The sequence below is a fragment of the Brachybacterium sacelli genome, assembly GCF_017876545.1.
In the GTDB taxonomy this organism is placed as follows: Bacteria; Actinomycetota; Actinomycetes; order Actinomycetales; family Dermabacteraceae; genus Brachybacterium; species Brachybacterium sacelli.
In genome coordinates, this window is sequence record NZ_JAGIOD010000001.1 from 1961926 (window position 1) to 1982824 (window position 20899).

At 70.6% G+C, this 20899-nt stretch carries 20 protein-coding genes and 1 tRNA gene; 9 read left to right on the top strand and 12 right to left on the bottom strand.

All coding sequences use genetic code 11. The annotated features are described in order from the left end of the window. Positions 1–43 precede the first annotated feature (43 nt). Together JOF43_RS08760 and JOF43_RS08765 are read left to right on the top strand one after the other, a co-directional pair. Positions 44–517, top strand: coding sequence for a peroxiredoxin (locus JOF43_RS08760; protein WP_209901248.1), 474 nt, complete (start codon positions 44–46; stop codon positions 515–517). A gap of 109 nt (positions 518–626) precedes the next feature. Next, positions 627–715 (top strand) — tRNA-Ser (locus tag JOF43_RS08765). Positions 716–828: 113 nt separating this feature from the next. On the opposite strand, the gene JOF43_RS08770 is transcribed toward JOF43_RS08765, so the two are convergent. After that, positions 829–1638, bottom strand: a complete 810-nt coding sequence (locus JOF43_RS08770; RefSeq protein WP_209901250.1) for a GntR family transcriptional regulator — start codon at positions 1636–1638, stop codon at positions 829–831. A gap of 305 nt (positions 1639–1943) precedes the next feature. On the opposite strand from JOF43_RS08770, the gene JOF43_RS08775 reads away from it, so the two are divergent. The 5 genes from JOF43_RS08775 to ppc all read left to right on the top strand — a co-directional run bounded on the left by JOF43_RS08775 (position 1944) and on the right by ppc (position 8250). Next, positions 1944–2867, top strand: coding sequence for a transporter substrate-binding domain-containing protein (locus JOF43_RS08775; protein ID WP_209901251.1), 924 nt, complete (start codon positions 1944–1946; stop codon positions 2865–2867). A gap of 85 nt (positions 2868–2952) precedes the next feature. Continuing rightward, positions 2953–3789, top strand: coding sequence for an ectoine/hydroxyectoine ABC transporter permease subunit EhuC (gene ehuC, locus JOF43_RS08780; RefSeq protein ID WP_209901253.1), 837 nt, complete (start codon positions 2953–2955; stop codon positions 3787–3789). Continuing rightward, positions 3786–4436, top strand: a complete 651-nt coding sequence (ehuD, locus tag JOF43_RS08785) for an ectoine/hydroxyectoine ABC transporter permease subunit EhuD (protein WP_209901255.1) — start codon at positions 3786–3788, stop codon at positions 4434–4436. The genes ehuC and ehuD overlap by 4 nt, the downstream gene beginning before the upstream one ends. After that, positions 4429–5226 carry an ectoine/hydroxyectoine ABC transporter ATP-binding protein EhuA gene (ehuA, locus tag JOF43_RS08790; RefSeq protein ID WP_245354066.1) on the top strand — a complete coding sequence of 266 codons (798 nt, stop codon included), beginning with the start codon at positions 4429–4431 and terminating at the stop codon, positions 5224–5226. Before ehuD ends, ehuA begins: the two co-directional genes overlap by 8 nt. A gap of 195 nt (positions 5227–5421) precedes the next feature. Beyond that, a complete protein-coding gene (ppc, locus tag JOF43_RS08795; RefSeq protein WP_209901257.1) occupies positions 5422–8250 on the top strand; it encodes a phosphoenolpyruvate carboxylase in 2829 nt (942 codons plus the stop codon). Positions 8251–8425: 175 nt separating this feature from the next. Here the strand turns inward: ppc and JOF43_RS08800 are convergent, their stop codons facing one another. From JOF43_RS08800 to JOF43_RS08815, 4 genes are read right to left on the bottom strand one after another with little or no spacing between them, the layout of a single operon-like run. Next, a complete protein-coding gene (locus JOF43_RS08800; protein WP_209901259.1) occupies positions 8426–9442 on the bottom strand; it encodes an aldo/keto reductase in 1017 nt (338 codons plus the stop codon). A gap of 47 nt (positions 9443–9489) precedes the next feature. Further along, the gene (locus tag JOF43_RS08805; RefSeq protein WP_209901261.1) at positions 9490–10059 is read right to left on the bottom strand and encodes a GNAT family N-acetyltransferase; all 570 of its coding nucleotides are present in this window, start codon (positions 10057–10059) and stop codon (positions 9490–9492) included. Then, complete coding sequence (locus tag JOF43_RS08810; RefSeq protein WP_342592122.1) at positions 10056–11174, bottom strand: App1 family protein phosphatidate phosphatase; 1119 nt, start codon at positions 11172–11174, stop codon at positions 10056–10058. Before JOF43_RS08810 ends, JOF43_RS08805 begins: the two co-directional genes overlap by 4 nt. Before the next feature lie 6 nt (positions 11175–11180). After that, positions 11181–11666 (bottom strand): GNAT family N-acetyltransferase, encoded by a 486-nt coding sequence (locus JOF43_RS08815; protein ID WP_209901263.1) that lies wholly within the window; start codon positions 11664–11666, stop codon positions 11181–11183. A gap of 171 nt (positions 11667–11837) precedes the next feature. Here JOF43_RS08815 and JOF43_RS08820 point away from each other — a divergent pair, with 171 nt between their 5' ends. Beyond that, positions 11838–12356 carry an arsenate reductase/protein-tyrosine-phosphatase family protein gene (locus JOF43_RS08820; protein WP_209901265.1) on the top strand — a complete coding sequence of 173 codons (519 nt, stop codon included), beginning with the start codon at positions 11838–11840 and terminating at the stop codon, positions 12354–12356. A gap of 21 nt (positions 12357–12377) precedes the next feature. On the opposite strand, the gene JOF43_RS08825 is transcribed toward JOF43_RS08820, so the two are convergent. The 6 genes from JOF43_RS08825 to JOF43_RS08850 form a co-directional block, all read right to left on the bottom strand. Further along, positions 12378–13760 carry a hypothetical protein gene (locus JOF43_RS08825; protein ID WP_209901267.1) on the bottom strand — a complete coding sequence of 461 codons (1383 nt, stop codon included), beginning with the start codon at positions 13758–13760 and terminating at the stop codon, positions 12378–12380. A gap of 342 nt (positions 13761–14102) precedes the next feature. Further along, positions 14103–15740 carry a phosphoglucomutase (alpha-D-glucose-1,6-bisphosphate-dependent) gene (gene pgm / locus JOF43_RS08830; RefSeq protein ID WP_209903202.1) on the bottom strand — a complete coding sequence of 546 codons (1638 nt, stop codon included), beginning with the start codon at positions 15738–15740 and terminating at the stop codon, positions 14103–14105. A 95-nt stretch (positions 15741–15835) separates the two neighbouring features. Then, the gene (locus JOF43_RS08835) at positions 15836–16657 is read right to left on the bottom strand and encodes a hypothetical protein (protein ID WP_209901269.1); all 822 of its coding nucleotides are present in this window, start codon (positions 16655–16657) and stop codon (positions 15836–15838) included. Positions 16658–16746: 89 nt separating this feature from the next. Then, positions 16747–17757, bottom strand: a complete 1011-nt coding sequence (locus tag JOF43_RS08840; protein WP_209901271.1) for an inorganic phosphate transporter — start codon at positions 17755–17757, stop codon at positions 16747–16749. Next, positions 17758–18381: a DUF47 domain-containing protein gene (locus tag JOF43_RS08845; protein WP_209901273.1), complete on the bottom strand. Its 624-nt coding sequence runs from the start codon at positions 18379–18381 to the stop codon at positions 17758–17760. A 335-nt stretch (positions 18382–18716) separates the two neighbouring features. Beyond that, positions 18717–19340, bottom strand: coding sequence for a hypothetical protein (locus JOF43_RS08850; RefSeq protein WP_209901276.1), 624 nt, complete (start codon positions 19338–19340; stop codon positions 18717–18719). A gap of 110 nt (positions 19341–19450) precedes the next feature. Between JOF43_RS08850 and JOF43_RS08855 the strand changes: the two genes are divergently transcribed. Beyond that, a complete protein-coding gene (locus tag JOF43_RS08855; protein WP_209901278.1) occupies positions 19451–20107 on the top strand; it encodes a PH domain-containing protein in 657 nt (218 codons plus the stop codon). 46 nt (positions 20108–20153) lie between these two features. Here the strand turns inward: JOF43_RS08855 and JOF43_RS08860 are convergent, their stop codons facing one another. After that, positions 20154–20846, bottom strand: a complete 693-nt coding sequence (locus JOF43_RS08860) for a hypothetical protein (RefSeq protein ID WP_209901279.1) — start codon at positions 20844–20846, stop codon at positions 20154–20156. Positions 20847–20899 lie beyond the last annotated feature (53 nt).

The following is a 20899-nucleotide window of genomic DNA, read 5'->3' on the forward strand; positions in this document are numbered from 1 at the left end:
GCTCCCGATGCGCCGCCCCGCCCCCATCGCACCCAGGAGAGACATGCCCGCCCCCGTGAAGCTCGCCGTCGGCGACCGCGCCCCCGAGTTCGACCTGCCCACCGCCGGCGGCGACCGGGTGAGCCTCGCCGCACTGCGCGGCGCCCCGGCCCTGCTCTGGTTCTATCCCGCCGCGAACACCTCCCTGTGCACGAAGCAGGCCTGCGACCTGCGCGACAACCATCAGATGTTCACGGGCGCCGGGTACCGCGTGGTGGGCATCTCTCCGGACCCCATCGCGGAGCTCGATCGCTTCGTCGAGCAGCAGGGCTTGCCGTACACCCTCGCCGGCGATGAGTCCCACCAGGTCATGGAGGCCTACGGCGCGTGGGGCGAGAAGAACATGTACGGCAGGACGGTCGAGGGCACCATCCGCTCGACCTTCGCGATCGACGCCGAGGGCGTGCTGACCTTCGTGAAATATCGCGTGGGCACCCCGAAGCACATCGCGCTGCTGCAGGAGAAGCTGGGGCTCTGAGCTCTCGGTGCGGCGGCCCCGCGCGGATGTGACGTGATCTGCGCGCTCCTGCTTTGGAGCACTCCCCGCGCTCCCGTATGCTGTATCGGCGTGCCCGGACCGGGCACCAGGAGACGTGGCAGAGCGGCCGAATGCGCTCCCCTGCTAAGGGAGTAGGCGACCAAAATCGCCTCGGAGGTTCAAATCCTCTCGTCTCCGCCGCGGAGAAGGCCCCTGGCCTGCGAGGACATCGCAGACCAGGGGCCTTCTCGCAGTCCTCGCAGTCTCGCAGTCCTCGCAGTGGCTGCTCGCGACGCCGGGCGCGGGGCGGCTCAGCTGGTCGGGCCGCCCTCGCCGAGGGAGGGCCACTCCGGGGCGGTGGACTCCAGCAGATCCGGGTCACGCACGACCTCGGTGTCCTCGTCGGCCTCGTCACCGGAGCGCAGGCGCGCGGCGAGTTCCTGCAGCGACTCGCGCAGCAGGGCGCGGGCCCGGGAGGCGTCGCCGCGCGAGAGGGCCTCCAGCAGGTCCTCGTGCGTGGAGGTGATGTCGGCCCGCACGCCGAAGCCGAGCGGATCGGAGAAGCTGCCCATCCGGGTGAGGATCACGATCGTGTTCATCGAGGTGGCCAGGAAACGGTTGCGGGAGAGCTCGGCGAGCTGCTGATGCAGGTCCAGGTCGGCGTTGCCGGCCTCGATGACCTCCTCGGCCTCCAGCGAGGCGCGGCTGCGTTCCAGGCATGCCCGCAGCGGGGCGAGCAGGTGGTCGACCTGGGCGTCCTGGCCGCTCGCGCGCAACCGGGTGACCTGCTCGGCGACGATCGTGGCGGCCTGCATCTCGATGCCCAGGCGGTAGTCGATGAAGTCCGACATCGTCTCGGCGTCCATGCGGGTGACGAAGAGGCCGCGGCCGGGGATCTGGGTGAGCAGGCCGTCGCGCACCAGGCGCTGGCAGGCCTCGCGCAGCGAGGAGCGGGAGATGCCCATCTGGCGGGAGACCTGCACCTCGGGCACCGCATCGCCCGGACGGAGGTCGCCGTAGTAGATGGCGTTGCGCAGCTCGAGCTCGGCCTGATCGATGATCGAGGGCCGGCGCAGAGGCTGCATCATCGGCAGCTGCACACCTTCATGGCGAGTCGTCATCGCCGTCCTCCTTGCTCCTGTGCGCTCGTGCGCGGCGCACATCGCGCCGCGACATCCTAGAACGGTGCGGGCGGTGCGACGTAGCTCGTACGCCCCGTCCGTGATCCTCGCAGCTCGCTCGTCCTGCAGTCCCTGGCATCACGATCCCATGGCGCGGGGTCACGACCGGATCACGAAACGTCTCCGTCCCGATCGTAGGGCTCGACTCCCCGATAACGTGGACGGTAATCCGATATCCAGACGTCCGATTGTCCGACAACCGCGAGGGTCGTCGTGCATCGAGAGCACGTGAGAGGGAGCACCCCATGCACAATCGCCGAACCTTCGTCCGCGGGAGCGGTCTCGTCCTGTCGGCTGCGGCGCTGGGCGGTCTGGCCGCTTGCAGCCGAACCAGTCAGAACACCGGCGGCGGAGGCGGCGGAGCCAGCGACGGCGGCGGGGGCGATCTCCTCTCCCAGCTCCAGGACAAGGGCACCATCACGGTGGGGTTCGCCGGCGAGGCGCCCTACAGCTTCGAGGACGGTGGCGAGCTCCAGGGTGCGTCCGTCGCCATGCACCGCGAGATCTTCGGTGAGCTGGGCATCGACACCGTCGAGGGCAAGCTCGTCGACTGGAACTCGCTGATCCCGGGCCTGAACAGCAACCAGTTCGACGCGGTCAGCGCCGGGATGTCGATCCTTCCGGAGCGCTGCGCCGAGGCCGCCTTCAGCCACCCCGAGTTCCAGTACACGACCGCGCTGATGGTCCCCGAGGGCAACCCCGAGGGACTGGAGAACATGCAGTCCTTCGTCGACTCCGGCCTGACCGTCGCCACCATGTCCGGCGCGGTCGAGTCCACCTACGCCGCGGATCTCGAACTGGACAGCATCGAGGTCGGCGGCCCGCAGGACGGCGTGGACGCGCTGAAGGCCGGCAACGCCGCCGCCTTCGCGCTCACCGCCATCTCGCTGAACTGGCTGGCGGACAACACCGTCGACGGCGTCGAGGTGACCGAGAGCTTCGTCGCGAACATCAACGACGTCAAGCAGTTCGGTGCCGGCGGCACCGTGTTCCGCAAGGACGACACCTCCCTGCTGGATGCCTACAACGAGAAGCTCGACGAGATCATCGCCGATCCGGAGCGCTACCTCTCGATCGTCGGCGACTTCGGCTTCACCGAGGAGGAGCTGCCGCCCGAGGACATGACGACCGAGATCCTGTGCGCGGACGATCTGTCGTCCCTGCAGTGATCCTCGGCCACAGCGATGAGCTCGACCCGGCGCGTCCCTCGGCGGGGCGCGCCGGCTCCGTGCTCGCCCAGGAGGTGAGCAGCCGATGGATGGTGTGATCGGCTTCGTCCAGGACCTCGGACCGAACATCCAGCTGCTGCTGGAGCGGATGCCGGCGATCCTCGACGGTTTCCTCGTCACCGTGCTGGCGACCGTGCTCGGCGCCCTGGTCGCGCTGCTGATCGCCTTCGTCTTCGGGATCGCCCAGGTCGCCAAGCTCGCCCCGGTTCGGATCCTCGCGCGCATCTTCGTGGAGTTCTTCCGCGGCACCTCGCTCGTGGTGCAGCTGTTCTGGTTGTCCTTCGTGCTCCCGCAGCTGCCCTACCCCTTCGGGTTCCAGCTGACACCGCTGGCCATCGGCGTCATCGCGCTGGGCCTGAACTACGGGGCCTATGCCGCCGAGGTCGTGCGCGGGTCCATCGGCTCCGTGCCCACGGGCCAGTACGAGGCGATCAGCGCCCTCAGCCTGAGCCCGATGCGCGGGATGTTCCGGATCGTGATCCCCCAGGCCTGGGCCCTGATGCTTCCGTCGCTGTCGAATCTGTGGATCCAGCTCCTCAAGGGCAGCGCCATCGTCTCCACGGTGCTGCTGTACGACCTCTTCTTCCAGGTCGAACAGCTGCGTGACCGGACCGGCACCTGGTTCGCGTACCTCTTCGCGCTGCTGGCCTACTTCCTCATCGCCTGGGTGATCGTGATCGTGATGAACGGGCTCGAGGTGCGCGCCAAGCACAGGATCGGCCGCGGCCCTGCTCTGTCCGAGTCCTGGCGCTCACTCTTCCAGGCGCCCGGCACCACTCCCGGAGGGGGGCGGTCGGCGCGCGTCGTCCGTGATCGCGCCGCCTTCCACGCCGGCACTCCGACAGGAGGTGGTCTGCCATGAACCCCTCCTGGTGGGAATGGGACCACGCCGTCGCGGTCCTCCCGGTGCTCCTGGACGGCTTCAAGATCACGCTGCTGGCCACGGTGCTCGGCACCCTGATCGCCCTGGTGCTCGGCCTGGTCGTCGCGTTGATCCGGCGCAGCGCGCCGCGCGTGCTCAGCGCTCCGGTCACGGGGGTCGTCGAGTTCATCCGCATGACCCCGCTGGTGATCCAGCTGGTCTTCGCGAACCTCGCGCTGTCGCCCTACATCGACAGCACCCTCGTCATCGGCATCTGGGTGCTGGGCATCCACTACACGACCTACATGGCGGAGGTGTACCGCGCCGGGATCGACTCGGTGCCGAAGGGGCAGTGGGAGGCCGCCACGGCGCTGTCGCTGCCCCGGGCACGCACCTGGCGCTCGGTGGTCGTCCCGCAGGCGATCCGCAACACCCTGCCCGCCCTGGGCAACTACGCGATCTCGATGTTCAAGGAGACTCCCTTCTTCGTGGTCATCTACATCCCGGAGATGGTGCGCAACGCCCAGACCTATGGCGGGGACACGTTCCGGTACACCGAGGCGATCACCCTCGCCGGCCTCATCTTCCTGGCCGGGAGCTACCCGACCTCCGTCCTGATCCGACGACTGGAGAAGAAACTTGCCTGAGAACACTCAGCATCCCGGCAGCCCCGGGACGGCGCACATCGAATTCCGCGACGTGATCAAGAGGTTCGGGTCCAACACCGTGCTGGACGACCTCAACTTCACCGTCGCGCAGGGGGAGCGCGTCACCCTGATCGGCCCCTCGGGATCGGGCAAGACCACGATCCTGCGCCTGGTGATGACCCTTGAGGAGCTCACCGGCGGGTACATCCACGTCGGCGGCATCCCGCTGCAGTACAAGGAGTCCGGTGGCAAGCGGGTGCGGGTCCCGGACAAGGAGCGCCGGCGCACCACCCAGCAGATCGGGATGGTGTTCCAGCACTTCAACCTGTTCCCCAACATGACCGTGCGGGAGAACATCGTCGAGGCCCCGATCCACGTGATGGGCCTCGGCAAGGAGGAGGCCTCCAGCAAGGCCGAGGGCCTGCTGGAGAAGGTGGGGCTCTCGGACAAGAAGGACGCCCGCCCTTCGCAGCTCTCCGGCGGGCAGCAGCAGCGCGTCGCGATCGCCCGCGCGCTGGCCATGGACCCCGAGGTGCTGTTGCTGGACGAGGTCACCTCCGCCCTGGACCCGGAGCTGGTGGGGGACGTGCTCGGGGTGCTCAAGGACATCGCCGCCGAGACCGACATCTCCATGCTGATCGTGACCCACGAGATGCAGTTCGCCCGCGACGTCTCCGACCGCGTGATGATGTTCGACCAGGGTTCCGTCGTCGAGGAGGGACGGCCCGACAAGATCTTCAGCGAACCGGAGCACCAGCGCACGCAGGACTTCCTGCGGGCCGTGCTCTGATCCGCGAGGCCCCCGGGTCCGCCCGGCGGAGACCGTCTCCGTCGGCCCCGGGGCCGGGACCGGTCCGTCCGCGGACCGTCCTACCGGATGCCGTGACGGCACGTCGCGGTAGTGTGTGCCCGTTCGTTCCGCGCCGAAGCGGTCGCCCCAGCTGTCGGCGGCCGCTGTGTGGCGCCGCCGACCTCAGGAGGCCCCGTGCCAGAATCCGACGCCATTGCCGTCCCGACCTTGACGAGCGAGTTCCCCGTCGTCGGCGATGATCCCCACATCGATGCGCCCCTGCGCGCGACCGTCCGTCGACTCTCGACGCTGCTGGGGCGCACCCTCTCCGACCAGCACGGCCAGGAGCTGCTCGAGCTCGTCGAGCAGGTGCGCACGCTGACCAAGGACGCGAAGTCCTCGGAGTCCGAGGGCGGGGCGCGCGATGTCCAGGACCGCCTGGCCGAACTGCCGATCGAGCAGGCCACCGAGCTGACCCGGGCCTTCGCCCAGTACTTCCTGCTGGCCAACGCCGCAGAGCAGGTGTACCGGGTGCGGGCGCTGAACGATCGCCCGGCCTCGGAGTCATGGGTGCCGCGCACCGTCGCGGACGTCCACGAGGAGGTCGGCGCCACGGGCCTGCAGGAGGCCGTCGACTCCCTCGACGTGCGCCTGATCTTCACCGCCCACCCCACCGAGGCGTCCCGCCGGGCGGTGCTGACCAAGCTCCGCAAGATCTCCGACATCCTGGAGACGGACACGGAGGAGGGCACCGCCGAGCGGCGCCGCCAGGACCATGCCCTCTCCGAGCTCATCGAGTCGCTGTGGCAGACCGACGAGCTGCGCCGCCAGCGCCCCACTCCGCAGGACGAGGCGCGCAATGTCCTGTACTACCTGCGCCAGCTGTACCGCCAGACCATGCCGGACTTCCTCGACGACCTGCGTGAGGAGCTGCGCGCCCACGGCGCGGACCTGACCGAGCGCCAGGTGCCGCTGCGCTTCGGCTCCTGGATCGGTGGCGACCGCGACGGCAACCCCTTCGTCACCGCGGAGGTCACCCGCGAGGTGCTGCAGCTCCAGGCGGAGACCGCCGTGGACCTCGCGATCGACGTGATCTCCGAGCTCATCGCGGACCTGTCGATCTCCAGTGCGCTGACTGGCGACGACGAGGAGCTGCGCGCGAGCGTGGCCGCCGACCTCGAGTTCGAGTCCGAGATCGACGAGGTCCAGCAGGCGATGTACGAGCAGGAGCCCTATCGGCTCAAGCTCGGCACCATGCGCGCGAAGCTCAAGGCGACCCGGGAGCGGATCCTCACCGGGGAGCCGCACGTGCACGGCAAGGACTACCGCGACAGCGATGAGCTGCAGGAGGACTTCTCGGTGCTGCGCGCGGCGCTGTCCCGCCACGGCGGCAAGCGCGCGGCCGACGGGGCGATCGCGATCGCCCAGCAGGTCCTGGCCGGTTCCGGGCTGAACCTGGCGATCCTCGACGTGCGCGAGCATTCCGAGAAGCACCACGAGGTGCTCTCACGGCTGTTCGACCGTGTCGGAGAACTGGACCGTCCTTACGCGGAGCTCACTCGTGCCGAGCGCACCACGGTGCTGGGGGCCGAGCTCGCCAGTCGCCGTCCGCTGGTCGGCTCGGCGCTGAGCGAGGACGAGGCGATCCTCGACGACGCCACCCGCACCACCTACAGGGTGTTCGACGAGATCCGCGACGCCCACCGCCAGTACGGCACGTCCGCGATCGAGACCTACATTGTCTCGATGACCCACGGGGCCGACGACATCCTCGCGGTCGCCCTGCTGGCCCGCGAGGCCGGGCTGGTGACTCTGCCCGGCGGCGAGGAGAACCGCGCCGACATTAGCTTCGCCCCGCTGCTGGAGGAGGTCGCCGAGCTGCGTCACGCCGGGGAGATCCTCGATGAGCTGCTGAGCGACTCCTCCTACCGCGAGATCGTCCGGCTGCGCGGAGACCTCCAGGAGGTCATGCTGGGCTACTCCGACGGCAACAAGGACGCCGGCGTGATGACCAGCCAGTGGGAGATCCACCAGGCCCAGCGGCGTCTGCGCGACGTCGCGGCCCGCCACGGGGTCACGCTGCGCCTGTTCCACGGTCGCGGCGGCTCCGTCGGCCGCGGAGGCGGCCCCACCTACGATGCGATCCTGGCCCAGCCGTACGGCGTGCTCGAGGGCGAGATCAAGTTCACCGAGCAGGGCGAGGTCATCTCCGACAAGTACACCCTGCCCACCCTCGCCCGGGAGAACCTGGACCTGTCGCTGGCCGCGGTGCTCGAGGGCTCGGCCCTGCACACCTCGCCGCGCTCCACGCCCGAGCAGCTGGAGCGCTGGGGCGAGGTCATGCAGACCGTCTCCGACGCCTCCTTCACCCGGTACCGCACGCTGGTCGACGATCCGGACCTGCCCGAGTACTTCGTGACCTCCACCCCGGTGGAGCAGCTCGGGGACCTGAACATCGGCTCACGCCCGTCCAAGCGCACCACCTCGGACAAGGGCCTCGACGGGCTGCGGGCGATCCCGTGGGTGTTCGGCTGGACCCAGTCGCGGCAGATCGTGCCGGGCTGGTTCGGTGCCGGTTCCGGGCTCAAGGCGGCCCGGGAGGCGGGGCTCGAGCCGGACCTGCACGAGATGCTGCGCAGCTGGCACTTCTTCCGCACCGTGATCAGCAACGTCGAGATGACGCTGGCGAAGACGGACATGCAGATCGCCGCGCACTACGTCCACTCGCTGGTGCCGGAGCGGCTGTGGCCGCTGTTCGACCGCATCAAGGCGGAGTACGAGCTGTCGGTCGCGGAGATCGAGCGCCTCACCGGGGTGCTGGAGCTGCTGGACAACCAGCCGGTCCTGAAGCGGACCCTCGCCGTGCGCGACCGCTACCTGGATCCGATCTCCTACATGCAGGTCGCGATGCTGCAGCGTGCCCGGGCCGCCACGGCCCGCGGCGAGGAACTCTCGCCGGAGCTGCAGCGTGCGCTGCTGACCACGATCAACGGTGTGGCGGCCGGCCTGAAGAACACCGGCTGAGCCGACTCCCGGGTCTCGAGCCCGACGCCCCGAGGTCGATGCACCGAGATCGACCTGAGGAACACTTTGCGCGCTGAAAGTGTTCCCCAGGTCGATCTCGGTGTGTGTGGGCCGGTGTGTGGGGGCCCGGTGCGTTGGGCCCGGATCGGTGCTGCTCCTCCTTCGGGAGCGGCCCTCAACGGGCGGTGCCGTCGATCGCGAACTCGTCGATGCGGACGAGCTCCTCGGCGGTGAAGCCGAGGTTCTCGACGGTGAGGACGTTCTGCTCGAGCTGGCGCACCGTGGACGCCCCGACCAGGGCGGTCGCGACCGCGGGGTGACGCAGGGTCCAGGCGAGGGCGAGCTGGGCGAGGCTCTGCCCGCGCTCATGGGCGATGTCGCTGAGGCCGCGCATGCGCTCCTGGTAGGTGGCATCGTGGACCTGCCGCGCGGTGAGGCTCCCTCCCGTGTTGCTGGCCCGTGACCCCGTGGGCACCCCCGAGGCGTACTTGTTCGTCAGCAGGCCCTGCTGCAGCGGGGAGAAGACGGCCAGCCCGAGGCCGAGGTCGTCCGCGACCCCCAGCAGTCCGTGCTCGACGTGTCGGTTGAACATCGAGTAGGAGGGCTGGTGGATCAGCAGCGGCGTGCCCAGATCGGCGAGGATCTCGGCGGCCTGCACGGTCCGTTCGGGCGAGTAGTTCGAGATCCCGGCGTACAGGGCCTTGCCGCTGCGCACGGCCTGGTCGAGCGCCCCCATCGTCTCCTCGAGCGGCGTGTCCGGGTCCTCGCGGTGGTGATAGAAGATGTCGACGTGTCCCAGCCCCAGGCGATGCAGCGACTGGTCCAGGGAGGTCAGCAGGTACTTCCGGGAGCCGCCGTCGCCGTACGGGCCGGGGCCCATGCGGTGTCCGGCCTTGGTGGAGATGACGAGCTGGTCGCGCAGATGGCGGAAGTCCTGTTCGAGGATCCGGCCGACGTGCGCCTCCGCGCTGCCCGGCGGCGGCCCGTAGTTGTTGGCGAGGTCGAAGTGGGTGATGCCGAGGTCGAAGGCGCGGCGGACGATGGCGCGCAGCGACTGCGGATCGCAGTCCTCGCCGAAGTTCTGCCACAGGCCCAGCGAGATCGGCGGCAGCAGCAGACCGGAGCGGCCCACCCGCCGGTAGGGGGTGCCCTCATAGCGGGAAAGGGACGGGAGGTAGGTGTCGACGCTCATGGCGACAGTTTAGTGGCGTACGCCACTCCTCGTCAGCGGGGCGCAGGTCAGCGTCGCAGCGACCGCTCCATGACGTCCATCCCGAGACCCGCCACCGCCAGACGATCGGGATCGCCGGGGAACGGGAGCGCGATGCCGGTGCGGACGAAGCCGTGCCGTTCGTACCAGGCGTGCAGTTCCGGGCGGGACTGGAGCACCTGGATCATGAGCACGTCGACCCCGTCCTCGGCCAGCAGCTCCGTCTGCGCGGTGAGCAGCTTCCTGCCGAGCCCGCGGGACTGGGCCGTGGGGTGGACGGCGAACAGGCCGAGCTCGGCCCGCACGAGGCCCTCGGCATCCGGTGCCTCCCGCCGCGTGTAGCAGCAGCCGACGACGCGGGCGACGGGTCCGGGGGCGCCGACGGTCTCGTCGAGCTCGGCGACCAGCAGGGTCACCGCTTCGTCGGCCAGCATGCCGCGGACCTCTTCGTCGTGCGTGCGCGCACCGGCCACGAGGTGGGCCTCCGTCGTCCAGCCGCCCTCGCCGCGGTAGGCCGCCTGCACCAGGTCAACGATCTCGGGGACGTCGGCGCTCCGGGCAGGGCGGACTCGGAGGTCGGTGCTCTGCGGGGTCGTCATGAGATCACTCCTGTGCGTTCCAGCTCGGCGAGCAGCCCGTGCCCGTCGGGCGCCGCCATGGCCCTCGGCGGAGCGTGGCTCCCGCGGTGCCCCTGGTCGAGGGGTCGCAGTGTGCCGTGGGCGAGCAGCTGCTCGGACTCGGTCAGCTGCCGGATGAGGATGGCCTCGACATGGTCCGGCAGTTCGGAGGCGAAGTCCGCGTAGATCGCCGGGTCGTGCTGGCCGTCGTCGCCGACCAGGACCCATCGCATCCCCGGGAAGTCCGCGACGAGCCGGCGCAGCGCCCGCTCCTTGTGCGCGCGTCCGGAGCGGAAGAACCCCGTGTTGGTGGGCCCCCAGTCGGTCAGCAGCAGGGCCCCATCGGGATAGCCGTTCTTGTACAGGAAGCGCTTGAGCACGGGGAACACGTTCCATGCGCCCGTGGACAGGTACATCACCGGCATCCCGGGGTGCTGGCGGGCCAGGCGCTGGTAGAGCATCGGCATGCCCGGCACGACCTGACGGGAGGACTGGTGGACCACGAAGGCGTTCCAGAAGGCCAGCAGCGGCCGGGGCAGCCAGGTCACCATCACGGTGTCGTCGATGTCGCTGACCAGTCCGACGGCCGCGTCGGAGGGGAAGACCGTGATATCGGCGGTGACCTCGTTGCCGGGGACGGTCCACAGCACGGCCTGGTGGTCGCCGGCGGGCAGGTCGATGTCGAGCTCGGCGTCGACGATGCCGCCGCGATCGGCACGCACGATGAACTCCTGGTCACCCAGGAGCACGTGCACCGTGCTGTACGGGGCCACCTGACCGGCGAAGTTCCGCCAGCCCCGCACCGCCATCGTGCGCATGTCGTGGACCGGCTGGTCGTGGAAGTCCGCTGGGGTGTCGGGCGAGGAGTGGAGGACCTTGGCCAGCACCCGCACCCGGGTCGAGGAGCCGTATCCGTGGAACGGCTGCAGCCGCAGCTCCCAGTGCATCCGGCGCAGCGCACGGCCGACGGTGGAGTTCTTGACGTCCTCGAGCCGGGCGGCCCAGTGGGGGCGCCCCTGATCCGACCGCGCCCCGACCGTGCGCAGCACGGTGCGGGGCGAGGGGACGCGGGCGCTGACGCGACGCGCGATCGACACCGGGCCTCAGAGGCCCCGGGACATCTTCAGCCAGGCACCGTCGGGGTCGTCCTCGATGACCTCCCAGCGCTCTCCGGTGTCGGTGAAGCCGAGACTCTCGTAGGCGGCGCGGGCGGCCGTGTTGGTGGGGCCGACGTAGAGCGTGACCGTGTCGGCACCGTCCTCCTTCGACCACTCGAGGACCGCTTCGGCCAGGCGCTGGCCGAGCCGGGCCTTGCGAGAGCTCGGCAGCACCCACATCGCCTGCAGCTCACGCTCGTTGGCGGGGGAGTCGGCCTCGTGGCGGACGGCGACGACGGCCACGGGCTGACCGGAGTCGATCGCGAGGAACCATGCCGCTTCGCGGACGCGCTTCTTCCAGACCTTCTCCTCGTAGGTCGACTCCTTCTCCCAGCTCTGGCCGAAGGCCTCGGGGTCGGTGCTGAGAGAGCGGAGACGGATCTCGCGCACGAGCGACCAGTCGTCGTCCTGGGCACGGATGATTTCGGCCATGGCTGTCCTCCTGAGCCGTCGTTGCGTGGTCACGGGCGATCATGCCCTGGCGAACACGACCTGGCGAATGTGCGTGCGCGGGCACGCGGCCTCGCATGCGCTGACACCAGCATTGTAGAGGGCATGGCGGTTCCATGCTCGCCGCGCCGGCATCGTTGACACAATGGGCACATGTCCTCCCTGCGCCTCCTGACCGTCTGCACCGGCAACGTGTGCCGTTCCCCGGCCGCCGCCGTGATGCTGCGGGAGGCGGTGCGCGGCGCCGGGCTGGGGGAGAGGGTCGAAGTGGGCTCGGCCGGCACCAGCTGGGAGGCCGAGGGGATGCCCATGGATGAGCGCACCGAGCTGTCCCTGGTGCGGGCCGGGTACGTGCGGCCGTTCGAGCACACTGCTCGCACGATCCACCTCACCGAGCTGCTCGCCTGGGACCTGGTGCTGCCGATGACCGTCGAGCAGGCCCAGGGGCTCCGGCGGATGGCGGATCAGGCGCCCGACGGGAAGATCGCCCCGGAGATCATCATGTGGCGACGCTTCGATCCGGAGACGCCCGGGGACCTGCCCGAGACGGAGATCGCGGTCGATGACCCGTGGTACGAGGGCCAATCGGCGTTCGATCGCACCGTCGTGCAGATGCAACGGAGCCTCCCGGCGCTTCTCGTGCACGTGCAGGAGATGCTCAGCGCTCGATAGGGAGAGCGTCTGCCCGGCGGGTCAGCTGCCGTTCTTCGAGGAGCCCTGCCCGGCGGCGCGCCGACTGTGCCAGGTGGCGCCGACGAAGCCCGCAGTCGTCAGGAACCCGATGCCGAGAGCGATCACGAGCACCTTCTGCACCCGCCCGAAGGCGGAGTCCGAGTCCTGCGAGGAGATCGTGCTGAGCAGCTTGACGATCGGGCCGCCCTGCTGCTGGGCCGCGACCGGCTGGGGCGCCATGGCGGGCGGATCGTCATCGCTGTCCACGGGGGCAGCAGCCTCCGTCTCGGAGGACTCGGTCTGCGAGGTCCCGCTGTCCGTCTCGCGCTGGGTGTCCTCGGTCGCCGTCTCGCGCGGGGTGTCGGAGGTGTCCTCGGTGGTGGACGGCGCCGACTTCTCCGGGGAGGTGGTCTTCAGCCGGCGCGGAGCGGGTTCCCCGACGCTCTCGGGGGAGCTGGTCTCCTGCTCGACCTGCGCGGACTGCTCGGAGTCGGACGTGGGGTCCTTCTCCTCATCGGAGGTGGGCTCCTCCGTCGGGGTCTCCGACTCCTCGGTCGGGGTCTCCGACTCCTCGGTCGGGGTCTCCGGGGTCGTGGAGTCCGAGGGATCCTCGGAGGGGGTCTCCGACGGGGACTCCGTCGGGGACTCGGTGGGAGTCTCTGTCGGGTCGTCAGTCGGGGTCTCCGTCCCCGACTGGGACTCGGTGGGGGTTTCGGAGCCAGTCGGGGTTTCGGTGCCTTCGTCGGAGGGAGGGGGATCCTCCGATGGCGGAGTTTCCGATGTGGACTGGGACGTCGAGCCGCTCGGTGCCGAATCGCTCGAGGATGCGCTGCCTCCGCCGCCGGTTCCCGTGTCGCTGCTGGCCCCATCACCGGGATCCGTGTGGTCCTCGCTTGCGGCGCACTCCGCGCCGGAGATGGTCCGCAGGAGTCCGGTGACGCCGTGGCAGTTCGAGTCGGCGCCCTGGGACGGCTCGACCGGGGTCTGGTCGGACTCTTCGCCGGAGCTCTCCCCGTCGTTCCCGGAGCCGGAGTCGTCCTCGGCGGGGACCTCGGGTGCCACGGGGCTGGTGCTCTCGGTGCCGCCCTCGCCGGTCGCGGGATCCGTGGTCCCGCCCGTGCTTCCCTCGTCGGGGTTCGCGGCATCGGACTCCTCGGCGGAGTCCTCCGATGTCTCGGTGTCCTGGTTCTCGGAGCCGTCTGTCTGCGACCCGTCGTCCTGCGTCTCGTCCGTCTGCGCGTCCTCCGTCGACGGGGACTGCTCCGTCTGCTGCGTGGGCCCCCCTGCCGTCTCTGCGGCAGTGGTGGGGGATTCCTCCGGGGCCGAGAGGGCCGGCGCGATGGTCAGAGGGAGCGCGACAGCGACGGCTGCGGAATAGGCGCACAGGCGTGAACGCAGGCGCATAGGCGCGGTCCCCCCTTTCCTTGGAGCATGCCGGTCGGCAGCTGTCGGTGTCATCTCTGGTGGGTCCGGCGGAGCATATTACCCTACCGATCCTTTACCTTCTGCTGTCATCGTCCAGGCGCACGGGGGAGGTACGCAAGGGGGGTGTGGACGGCGCCACGTGGGGGTGACATACGAGATGTTGGAGCAGATTTGGTGATTCCTTGACTGTCGACCTGGTCAAACGGTTCTCCGCGTGCACTGCGCCCTCCCCTCGGACCCTCTGGGATCGCGATGTGGAGGAAGGACGAACATCTGTCGCGACACGGTGACACGCCGGGAATGCTCCCGGCGAGGGACTTCTCAGCCGGCGAGAGCGCCGTCCACGAGCGTCTTGGCCGCGTCCTGGACCTGTTCGAGGTGCTCCTCGCCGCGGAAGGACTCGGCGTAGATCTTGTAGACGTCCTCCGTGCCCGAGGGGCGGGCGGCGAACCAGGCCGATTCCGTGGAGACCTTCAACCCACCGATCGCGCCGCCCGAGGGCGCCTCGGTGATCGCCGAGAGGATCGGCTCGCCCGCCAGCTCGGTCGCGGTGACCTGATCGGGGCTGAGGGCCTTGAGCTTCGCCTTCTGCTCACGGTCCGCAGGTGCATCCAGCCGCGCGTAGGCGCTGGAGCCGAACTCCTCGACCAGCTCCGCATGCAGGGCGCTGGGGGAGCGGCCAGTGACCGCGAGCATCTCCGAGGCGAGCAGGGCGAGGATGATGCCGTCCTTGTCCGTCGTCCAGACCGAGCCGTCGTGGCGCAGGAACGAGGCCCCGGCGCTCTCCTCGCCGCCGAAGCCCACGGAGGCGTCGATCAGGCCCGGCACGAACCATTTGAAGCCCACGGGCACCTCGAACAGGTCCCGGCCGAGGGAGCCGACGACCCGGTCGATGAGGCTCGAGGAGACGACTGTCTTGCCGACCTTCGCTCCGGCCGGCCACTCCGGGCGGTGCGCGAACAGGTACTGGATGGCGGTGGCGAGGTAGTGGTTGGGGTTCATCAGCCCGCCGTCCGGGGTGACGATGCCGTGCCGGTCCGCGTCCGCGTCGTTGCCGGTCGCGACATCGAACTCGGCGCGCTTCTCGAGCAGGGAGGCCATCGCCCACGGGCTCGAGCAGTCCATGCGGATCTTCCCGTCGCGATCCAGGGTCATGAACGACCACTGCGGATCCACCTCGGGATTGACCACCGTGAGGTCGAGGTCGTGCATCTCGCCGATCTCGGCCCAGTAGTCCACGGCCGCCCCGCCCAGGGGGTCGGCGCCGATCCGGACGCCCGCGCGCCGGATCGCCTCGAGATCCACCACGTTGCCCAGGTCCTGGACGTAGGTGTGCAGGAAGTCGTAGCGGCCCGCGTCCTGCAGCGCCTTCTGACGGCCGTGGCGTTGCACGCCGCGCAGTCCGGAGGCCAGCAGCTCGTTGGCGCGGTCGGCGATCCAGGTGGTGGCGTCCGAGTCGGCGGGGCCGCCGTGCGGCGGGTTGTACTTGAAACCGCCGTCGCGCGGCGGGTTGTGGCTCGGGGTGACCACGATGCCGTCGGCCCGCGAGGAGTCGTTCGCGGCCCTGCCGCGGTTGTGCACGAGGATCGCGTGGGAGATCGCCGGGGTGGGGGTGTACCCGTCCAGCGCATCGACCTGGACCGCGACGTCGTTGCCGACCAGCACCTCCAGCGCGGTGTCGAAGGCAGGACGGGAGAGCGCGTGGGTGTCCCGGCCGATGAACAGCGGACCGCGGATCCCCTGACCGGCGCGGTACTCGACGATCGCCTGGGTGGTCGCGGCGATGTGGTCCTCGGTGAACGCGGTGTCCAGCGAGGAGCCCCGATGCCCGGACGTGCCGAAGGTGACCGCCTGATCAGGGTCGGCCGGATCCGGATGGAGATCGTAGTAGGCGTCGAGGAGGGCGTCGACGTCGACGAGATCCTCCGGAAGGGCCTGCTGGCCTGCGCGGGGGTGCATGGTCATCACTCCATCCTCGGGGGCGGTAGTGCGGCCACTCTAGGTCAGCGCAGGCCCCTGCGAGGGGGCGGCGCCCGCAGCTGAGACGGCGCCGGTCAGGCCCGTCGGCTGCGCACCAGCAGGAGGATGCCGACGACGGTGAGCACCAGGCCGACGAGCCCCGACACGATGCCGATGACCGGACCGATGAGCATGGGCGCGGCGACGCCGAGCAGGCTGTAGGGGCCCAGGAACGCCGGGGCGTCGGTGCCGCTGCAGGAGATCGTCACCGTGGTGTCCTCGAGGGCAGCCACGCCCAGCACCTGGTCGTACTGCGTGCCGTCGCCGAAGGTGACCGAGCCGGAGGTCGGCACCTCGGTGACCGCCCCGGAGCTGCTGCCCTCGGCCGTGCACTGCGCCTCGGCGGCGTCCTCGGAGGGCACGTACAGGATCAGCATCTCGTTGGCGTTCATCTCGCGCTCCCCGGTGCCGCCTTCGATCACGGTGGGACCGGAGGAGGCGTCGTCGACCAGGGACCCGAAGGCCCAGACCAGGCCGCCGACGGTGGCGACGGGGGCGATGATCAGCAGCAGGGCGAGCCCGATCAGCAACGGCCACAGCCCGCGGCGCCGACGCGGCGCGGCGACGGGCGGCTGCGGCGGGAGCGGACCGGAGGCGGGGGCGAAGGCGTACGGGCCCGCCGGGTCCGTGGAGGCGTAGGCGTCCTGGGCGAACGGGCCCCCGGTGTCTCCCGGGCCACCGGGTGCTCCCTGCGCACCGGGGCCTCCCGGGGCGCCGAATTCTCCCTGCGCACCAGGTGCTCCCTGCGCACCGGACGGGGAGGCCGACGGGTCGCCCGTCTGCGGCGTCGTCGGACCGGGACGCCCGTAGGTCGGGCGCTTCCTCGGGGCAGGCGTCGTGGACTCGCCGTCGGACATCAGCACTCCATTCGCGGTCGGGCCGACCCAGGATAGCCGCCGGGGCAGGGAGGAGCCCGAGCGTCGGGGAGCGACCGCGGCCGCGCGGCTCACCCCAGCTCGAGCATCACGCCGGCCAGGGCCGCTCCGAGGACGGCTGTCACGATCGGCGTCGCCAGCCAGGTCACCACCATCGTGCGGGCCACCGCCCAGCGCACGTGGCGCGGACCCAGGGCGACGCCGGCACCGACCACGCTCGAGGCGAGGCCGTGCGAGGTGGACACCGGGGAGTCGAGACCGAAGATCGCCACCGACATCGACATCACCGCCGAGGTCTCCGCGGCCAGGCCCTGGGCGGCGGAGAGGTCGGTCAGCCGGCGGCCGATGGTGCGGATGATCCGGTGCCCGCCCATCAGGGTGCCCGCCGCGACAGCGAGGGCCACCGCCGTCATCATCGCCAGCGAGGAGCCGACCGACAGGCCCGAGGCCGAGGTCGCCACCACGATCACGGCCAGCGGGAGCCGCGCATCGTTGAGACCGTGCCCGGTGGCGACCGCACCGGCGGAGACGGTCTGGGCGAAACGGATGTGGGCCACGCCCAGACGCTCGCTGCGCGCCAGGGCGAGAATGCCCTGCATCACCGAATAGGCCAGGACCACGGCGATCAGCGGGCCGACGATCGAGGCGATCAGGATCGCCACCAGGTGGGTCCAGGCGGCCGCCGCACCGATAGCCAGCGAGGCGCCGAGCGCGGCCCCGAAGAAGGCGTGCCAGGTGGACGAGGGCATTCCCAGCCACCAGGTCAGCACCTCCCAGGCCAGCGTGGCCAGCAGGATCGCGACCAGGCCCACGCCGAGCACGTCCGGGGCGCCGGAGGTGGTCTCCACGAGATGACCCAGCCCCAGCAGCCGCAGCGCCCACTCGGCGGTGACGCTCAGCAGCAGCATGCCCAGCAGCGCACCGAGCAGATTGAGGATCGCGGCCATCCCCAGGGCGGTCGACTCCCGCAGGGAACGGGTGGTGATCGCGGTGGAGACCGCGTTGGAGGCGTCGTGGAAGCCGTTGTAGAACGCCATCGCCAGCGCCAGCACGACGACCAGGACGAGTAAGGCCGGCGTCACTCAGGCGTCCTTGACCCGCAGCAGATCCGCGAGACGGGCGATGTGCTCCTGCAGGGCGATGGTGCGGCCGATGGACTCCGTGATGTCATGCAGGGGCAGCAGCTCGGTGACGGCGCCGCCGCGGCCGTAGAGCTCGGCGAGGCTCTGGCGCACCAGCCGGTCGCCCTGGCGCTTGAGCTTGCGGATCTGCGGGTAGTACTCGCCCAGGTCCCGCACCCGGTGCAGGGTCCAGGTCGCCGCGACGGTCAGTTCCGCGGCGCGCTCGATCCCCTTGGCCGCCTCGAGCAGCGGCGTGGGCAGGGCGCCCACGCGGGAGAGGACCAGCAGCTCGGCCGTGTGCTCCATGGAGTCGACGGTGTCCGCGATGGTCAGCGCCAGGTCGTAGAGCAGCTCGGCCTCGTACGGCGTGATCAGGGACTGCGCGAGGCGCTGGGAGATGCGCCGGCACAGCTCCTCGGCGCGCGTGGACTCCTCGTGCAGCTTCGGGGCGATGCGCGTGCGCTCGCGGTAACCGTGGCCCAGCAGCTTGGAGTGGGTGTCGGTGGTCTGGACCAGCAGTTCGGCGAGCTCGCCGAACAGGTCGGTCATCGGACGCTCGACGCGACGGGGGAAGAGCTGCACCACCTCAGGTCCCCCTCCTCACGCCCGAGGGCGCCGTACCCGGTGCCGTCGTCCCCCGGGGGTGACCAGGGGGCGGCCTTCTCGTGATGCTTGGGGCGCCGGACCGGGATGCGCCTGTCGGCGCGAAGGCCGCTCGAAGCGGCAAATGTTGGAGCCCGGGGCAACCGCGGCCCGACGCCCGATCATCGTAGGGCACGGGGCGCGGACGGTTCCACCCGGGAGGGGACGTGACATGGGAAGTGCCACGTCGGGTGCGATGCTGGAATACAGCGGGCCCGAGGTCGGGGCCGAGATCGTCACAGGGGCCGACGACAGGGCAGGCCCCGGGACCGCGGTCCTCAGCCGAGCGTCCCGGCCTCCGCGTGCCGGCCGGCCGCGGCCAGCTCCTCGCCGGTGCTCAGCAGTCGCTCCGCCTGGCGGGTGCGGTCGTCCTCGCGGTCCTCGTCCGCGAGCTGGGCGGTGCCGTGGGCGACGATCGTGGCGACTGCTCCGGCCCGGGTCAGCGCGAGACCGAGATTGCCGGTGAAGGCGCCGCGCAGGATGTCGTCCATGGTGCGCTGGACCTGCCGGACGTCGGGCGGCTCCGCGAATCCGGAGAGGTAGCGCAGACCCGGGATGGTGCGCGAGCCGGCGCGATAGCGGTGCACGACGTCCTCCCCGTGGCGCTGGACCCAGGTGTGCAGCACGTACAGACGCCACAGCGCACCGGGCAGCGTGGTCGCGGGGGAGCCGGACCACAGAGCGGCGAGGTCCGAGAGCCCGTCGGCGGCCGCCAGGTGCAGCACCCGGTCGACCACCTCGGGATCGGAGCTGTGGAACACGCCGTCCAGGAGGGCCTGGGCCGAGTCGTGGGCCAGGTCCGTCGACGTCGACGGATCCGGTTCGCCGGGGATCGCCTCCGCGGTGGCGGGGAACAGCGGCGCCGGGCGACGAAAGCGAGGGGAGGATCCGGAGGAGGGCATGCAGACGACTCTACGCACCGCCCGGGACGGCGCGCATAGGCCGTGCGCACAGCTCCCGCATGGTCGGTTCCCTCATCGACCCCTCGCCGGGGCCGCATTAGCCTGGGGACATGACCATCCCTCGACAGATCGGACCCGAGACGGGACCGCGCACCGCCCTGCCCGACTATTCGCGCAGCACGGCGACGGTCGAGCGGATGGTCTCGGACCTCCGCGCTCCGGGACGACGCTCCGGTGCCCGGGGCGCCGGCGTGCGCACGCTCGTCCCCCGCGCCGCCACTCGGGACACCGTGGTGCGTGCCGTGGTCTCCGCTCTCGCGCTCGGCACCGCACTGGTGCTCGCGGTGGTCCTCGTGGCCCTCTGGCTCACCCTCGAGGACGGCCACGCCCCGGGCATCGGGCTGCTGCTGGTCATGTTCCCGCTGGGCGGGGCCATGATCCTGATCGGTCTGCTGGGACTCCGCTTCGGTCTGGCCGCGCTGGGCACCGCGAGGTCCCGGGTGGAGATCACCGAGGAGGGGCTGCACGTGGTCGGCGCCCTCCGCTCCCGGACCGTGCCCTGGCACCGGATCCTCGCCGTCGAGTCCCGGGCGGTCCATCCGGTGCACTGGCTGACTGCGGCGCTGCGACTGCACGGCGGCTCGCGGGTGGTGATGGCGGCCTTCGACCGCCACATCTGGACCTACTCGGAGCCGGCGGGCCAGGACATCCGCGCCCTGCGCACCGAGCTGCACCGCCGCCAGAAGGCGAGTGCCGCCCGGATCTAGACCCGGGAGACTCCGCTCCGCCACCGGGCGGGGCGGGCCCCGCAGCTCAGGAGGCGGAGGCCGAGGGGGCGCGGCTGGAGCCGTCCTCCCACAGCGCACCGACCGCCGCGGAGACGTCCTCGCGGGAGAGGTCGGAGACGCTGAGGATGCCGTCGCCATCCAGCGGAAGGTGCCCGAGCTTCCAGGCGCCGTCCTCCTCGACGTGGAACATCAGCGGCACCTCCTCGCCGTCGTCCTCGACGTCCCGGCGTCGCAGCGAGACGGTGCGGCCGCGCTGCTCCTCGAGGAAGGCGGTGATGACGTCGGTGACCGAGGCGGCGACGTGCGAGGGGTCCGGCAGCGCGGAGACCACGAAGGAGTCCAGCTCGTCCTGGGTGAGCATCAGGATCGCCTCGTTGGCCTTGATCACGAAGGCCATCCGCATCGCCTCGCCCTCGGCCAGGGCGATCCCGAGCCAGCGATCCGCGGCGGTCAGCGCGGTGGCGATGACCTGCCCCTCCTCACCGAGCAGCCACTGGCCGTCCTGCGAGCGCTCGACCTTGCCGCGGGCCCGCAGCCCCGAGGTGACCGCCGCGGTCACGAACTCCTGGGCGGCCTCCGGCGCACGGCGCAGCCCGATCTGCTCACGCGTGATCGCACCGTTGTCGGTGGGGCGCAGGGTCAGCATGAAGTCGATCTCGTACGCGGTGTAGATCGTGGCCTGCTCGTCGGTCGCGGCGTCGGCGGTCGTCTCGCTCATGGGCTCCCCTGATGCGGGTCGGAATCGTCCCGGGGCCGCGAGTCGCGGGCCGG

Excerpts from the sequence above, each read along its gene's own strand:
- JOF43_RS08770 (WP_209901250.1), bottom strand. The coding sequence starts at position 1,638 with ATGACGACTCGCCATGAAGGTGTGCAGCTGCCGATGATGCAGCCTCTG.
- JOF43_RS08800 (WP_209901259.1), bottom strand. The coding sequence starts at position 9,442 with ATGAGCGTCGACACCTACCTCCCGTCCCTTTCCCGCTATGAGGGCACC.
- JOF43_RS08825 (WP_209901267.1), bottom strand. The coding sequence starts at position 13,760 with ATGCGCCTGCGTTCACGCCTGTGCGCCTATTCCGCAGCCGTCGCTGTC.
- ehuC (WP_209901253.1), top strand. The coding sequence starts at position 2,953 with ATGGATGGTGTGATCGGCTTCGTCCAGGACCTCGGACCGAACATCCAG.
- pgm (WP_209903202.1), bottom strand. The coding sequence starts at position 15,740 with ATGCACCCCCGCGCAGGCCAGCAGGCCCTTCCGGAGGATCTCGTCGAC.
- JOF43_RS08760 (WP_209901248.1), top strand. The coding sequence starts at position 44 with ATGCCCGCCCCCGTGAAGCTCGCCGTCGGCGACCGCGCCCCCGAGTTC.
- ehuD (WP_209901255.1), top strand. The coding sequence starts at position 3,786 with ATGAACCCCTCCTGGTGGGAATGGGACCACGCCGTCGCGGTCCTCCCG.
- JOF43_RS08855 (WP_209901278.1), top strand. The coding sequence starts at position 19,451 with ATGACCATCCCTCGACAGATCGGACCCGAGACGGGACCGCGCACCGCC.
- JOF43_RS08820 (WP_209901265.1), top strand. The coding sequence starts at position 11,838 with ATGTCCTCCCTGCGCCTCCTGACCGTCTGCACCGGCAACGTGTGCCGT.
- JOF43_RS08775 (WP_209901251.1), top strand. The coding sequence starts at position 1,944 with ATGCACAATCGCCGAACCTTCGTCCGCGGGAGCGGTCTCGTCCTGTCG.
- JOF43_RS08850 (WP_209901276.1), bottom strand. The coding sequence starts at position 19,340 with ATGCCCTCCTCCGGATCCTCCCCTCGCTTTCGTCGCCCGGCGCCGCTG.
- JOF43_RS08815 (WP_209901263.1), bottom strand. The coding sequence starts at position 11,666 with ATGGCCGAAATCATCCGTGCCCAGGACGACGACTGGTCGCTCGTGCGC.
- JOF43_RS08835 (WP_209901269.1), bottom strand. The coding sequence starts at position 16,657 with ATGTCCGACGGCGAGTCCACGACGCCTGCCCCGAGGAAGCGCCCGACC.
- JOF43_RS08805 (WP_209901261.1), bottom strand. The coding sequence starts at position 10,059 with ATGACGACCCCGCAGAGCACCGACCTCCGAGTCCGCCCTGCCCGGAGC.
- JOF43_RS08860 (WP_209901279.1), bottom strand. The coding sequence starts at position 20,846 with ATGAGCGAGACGACCGCCGACGCCGCGACCGACGAGCAGGCCACGATC.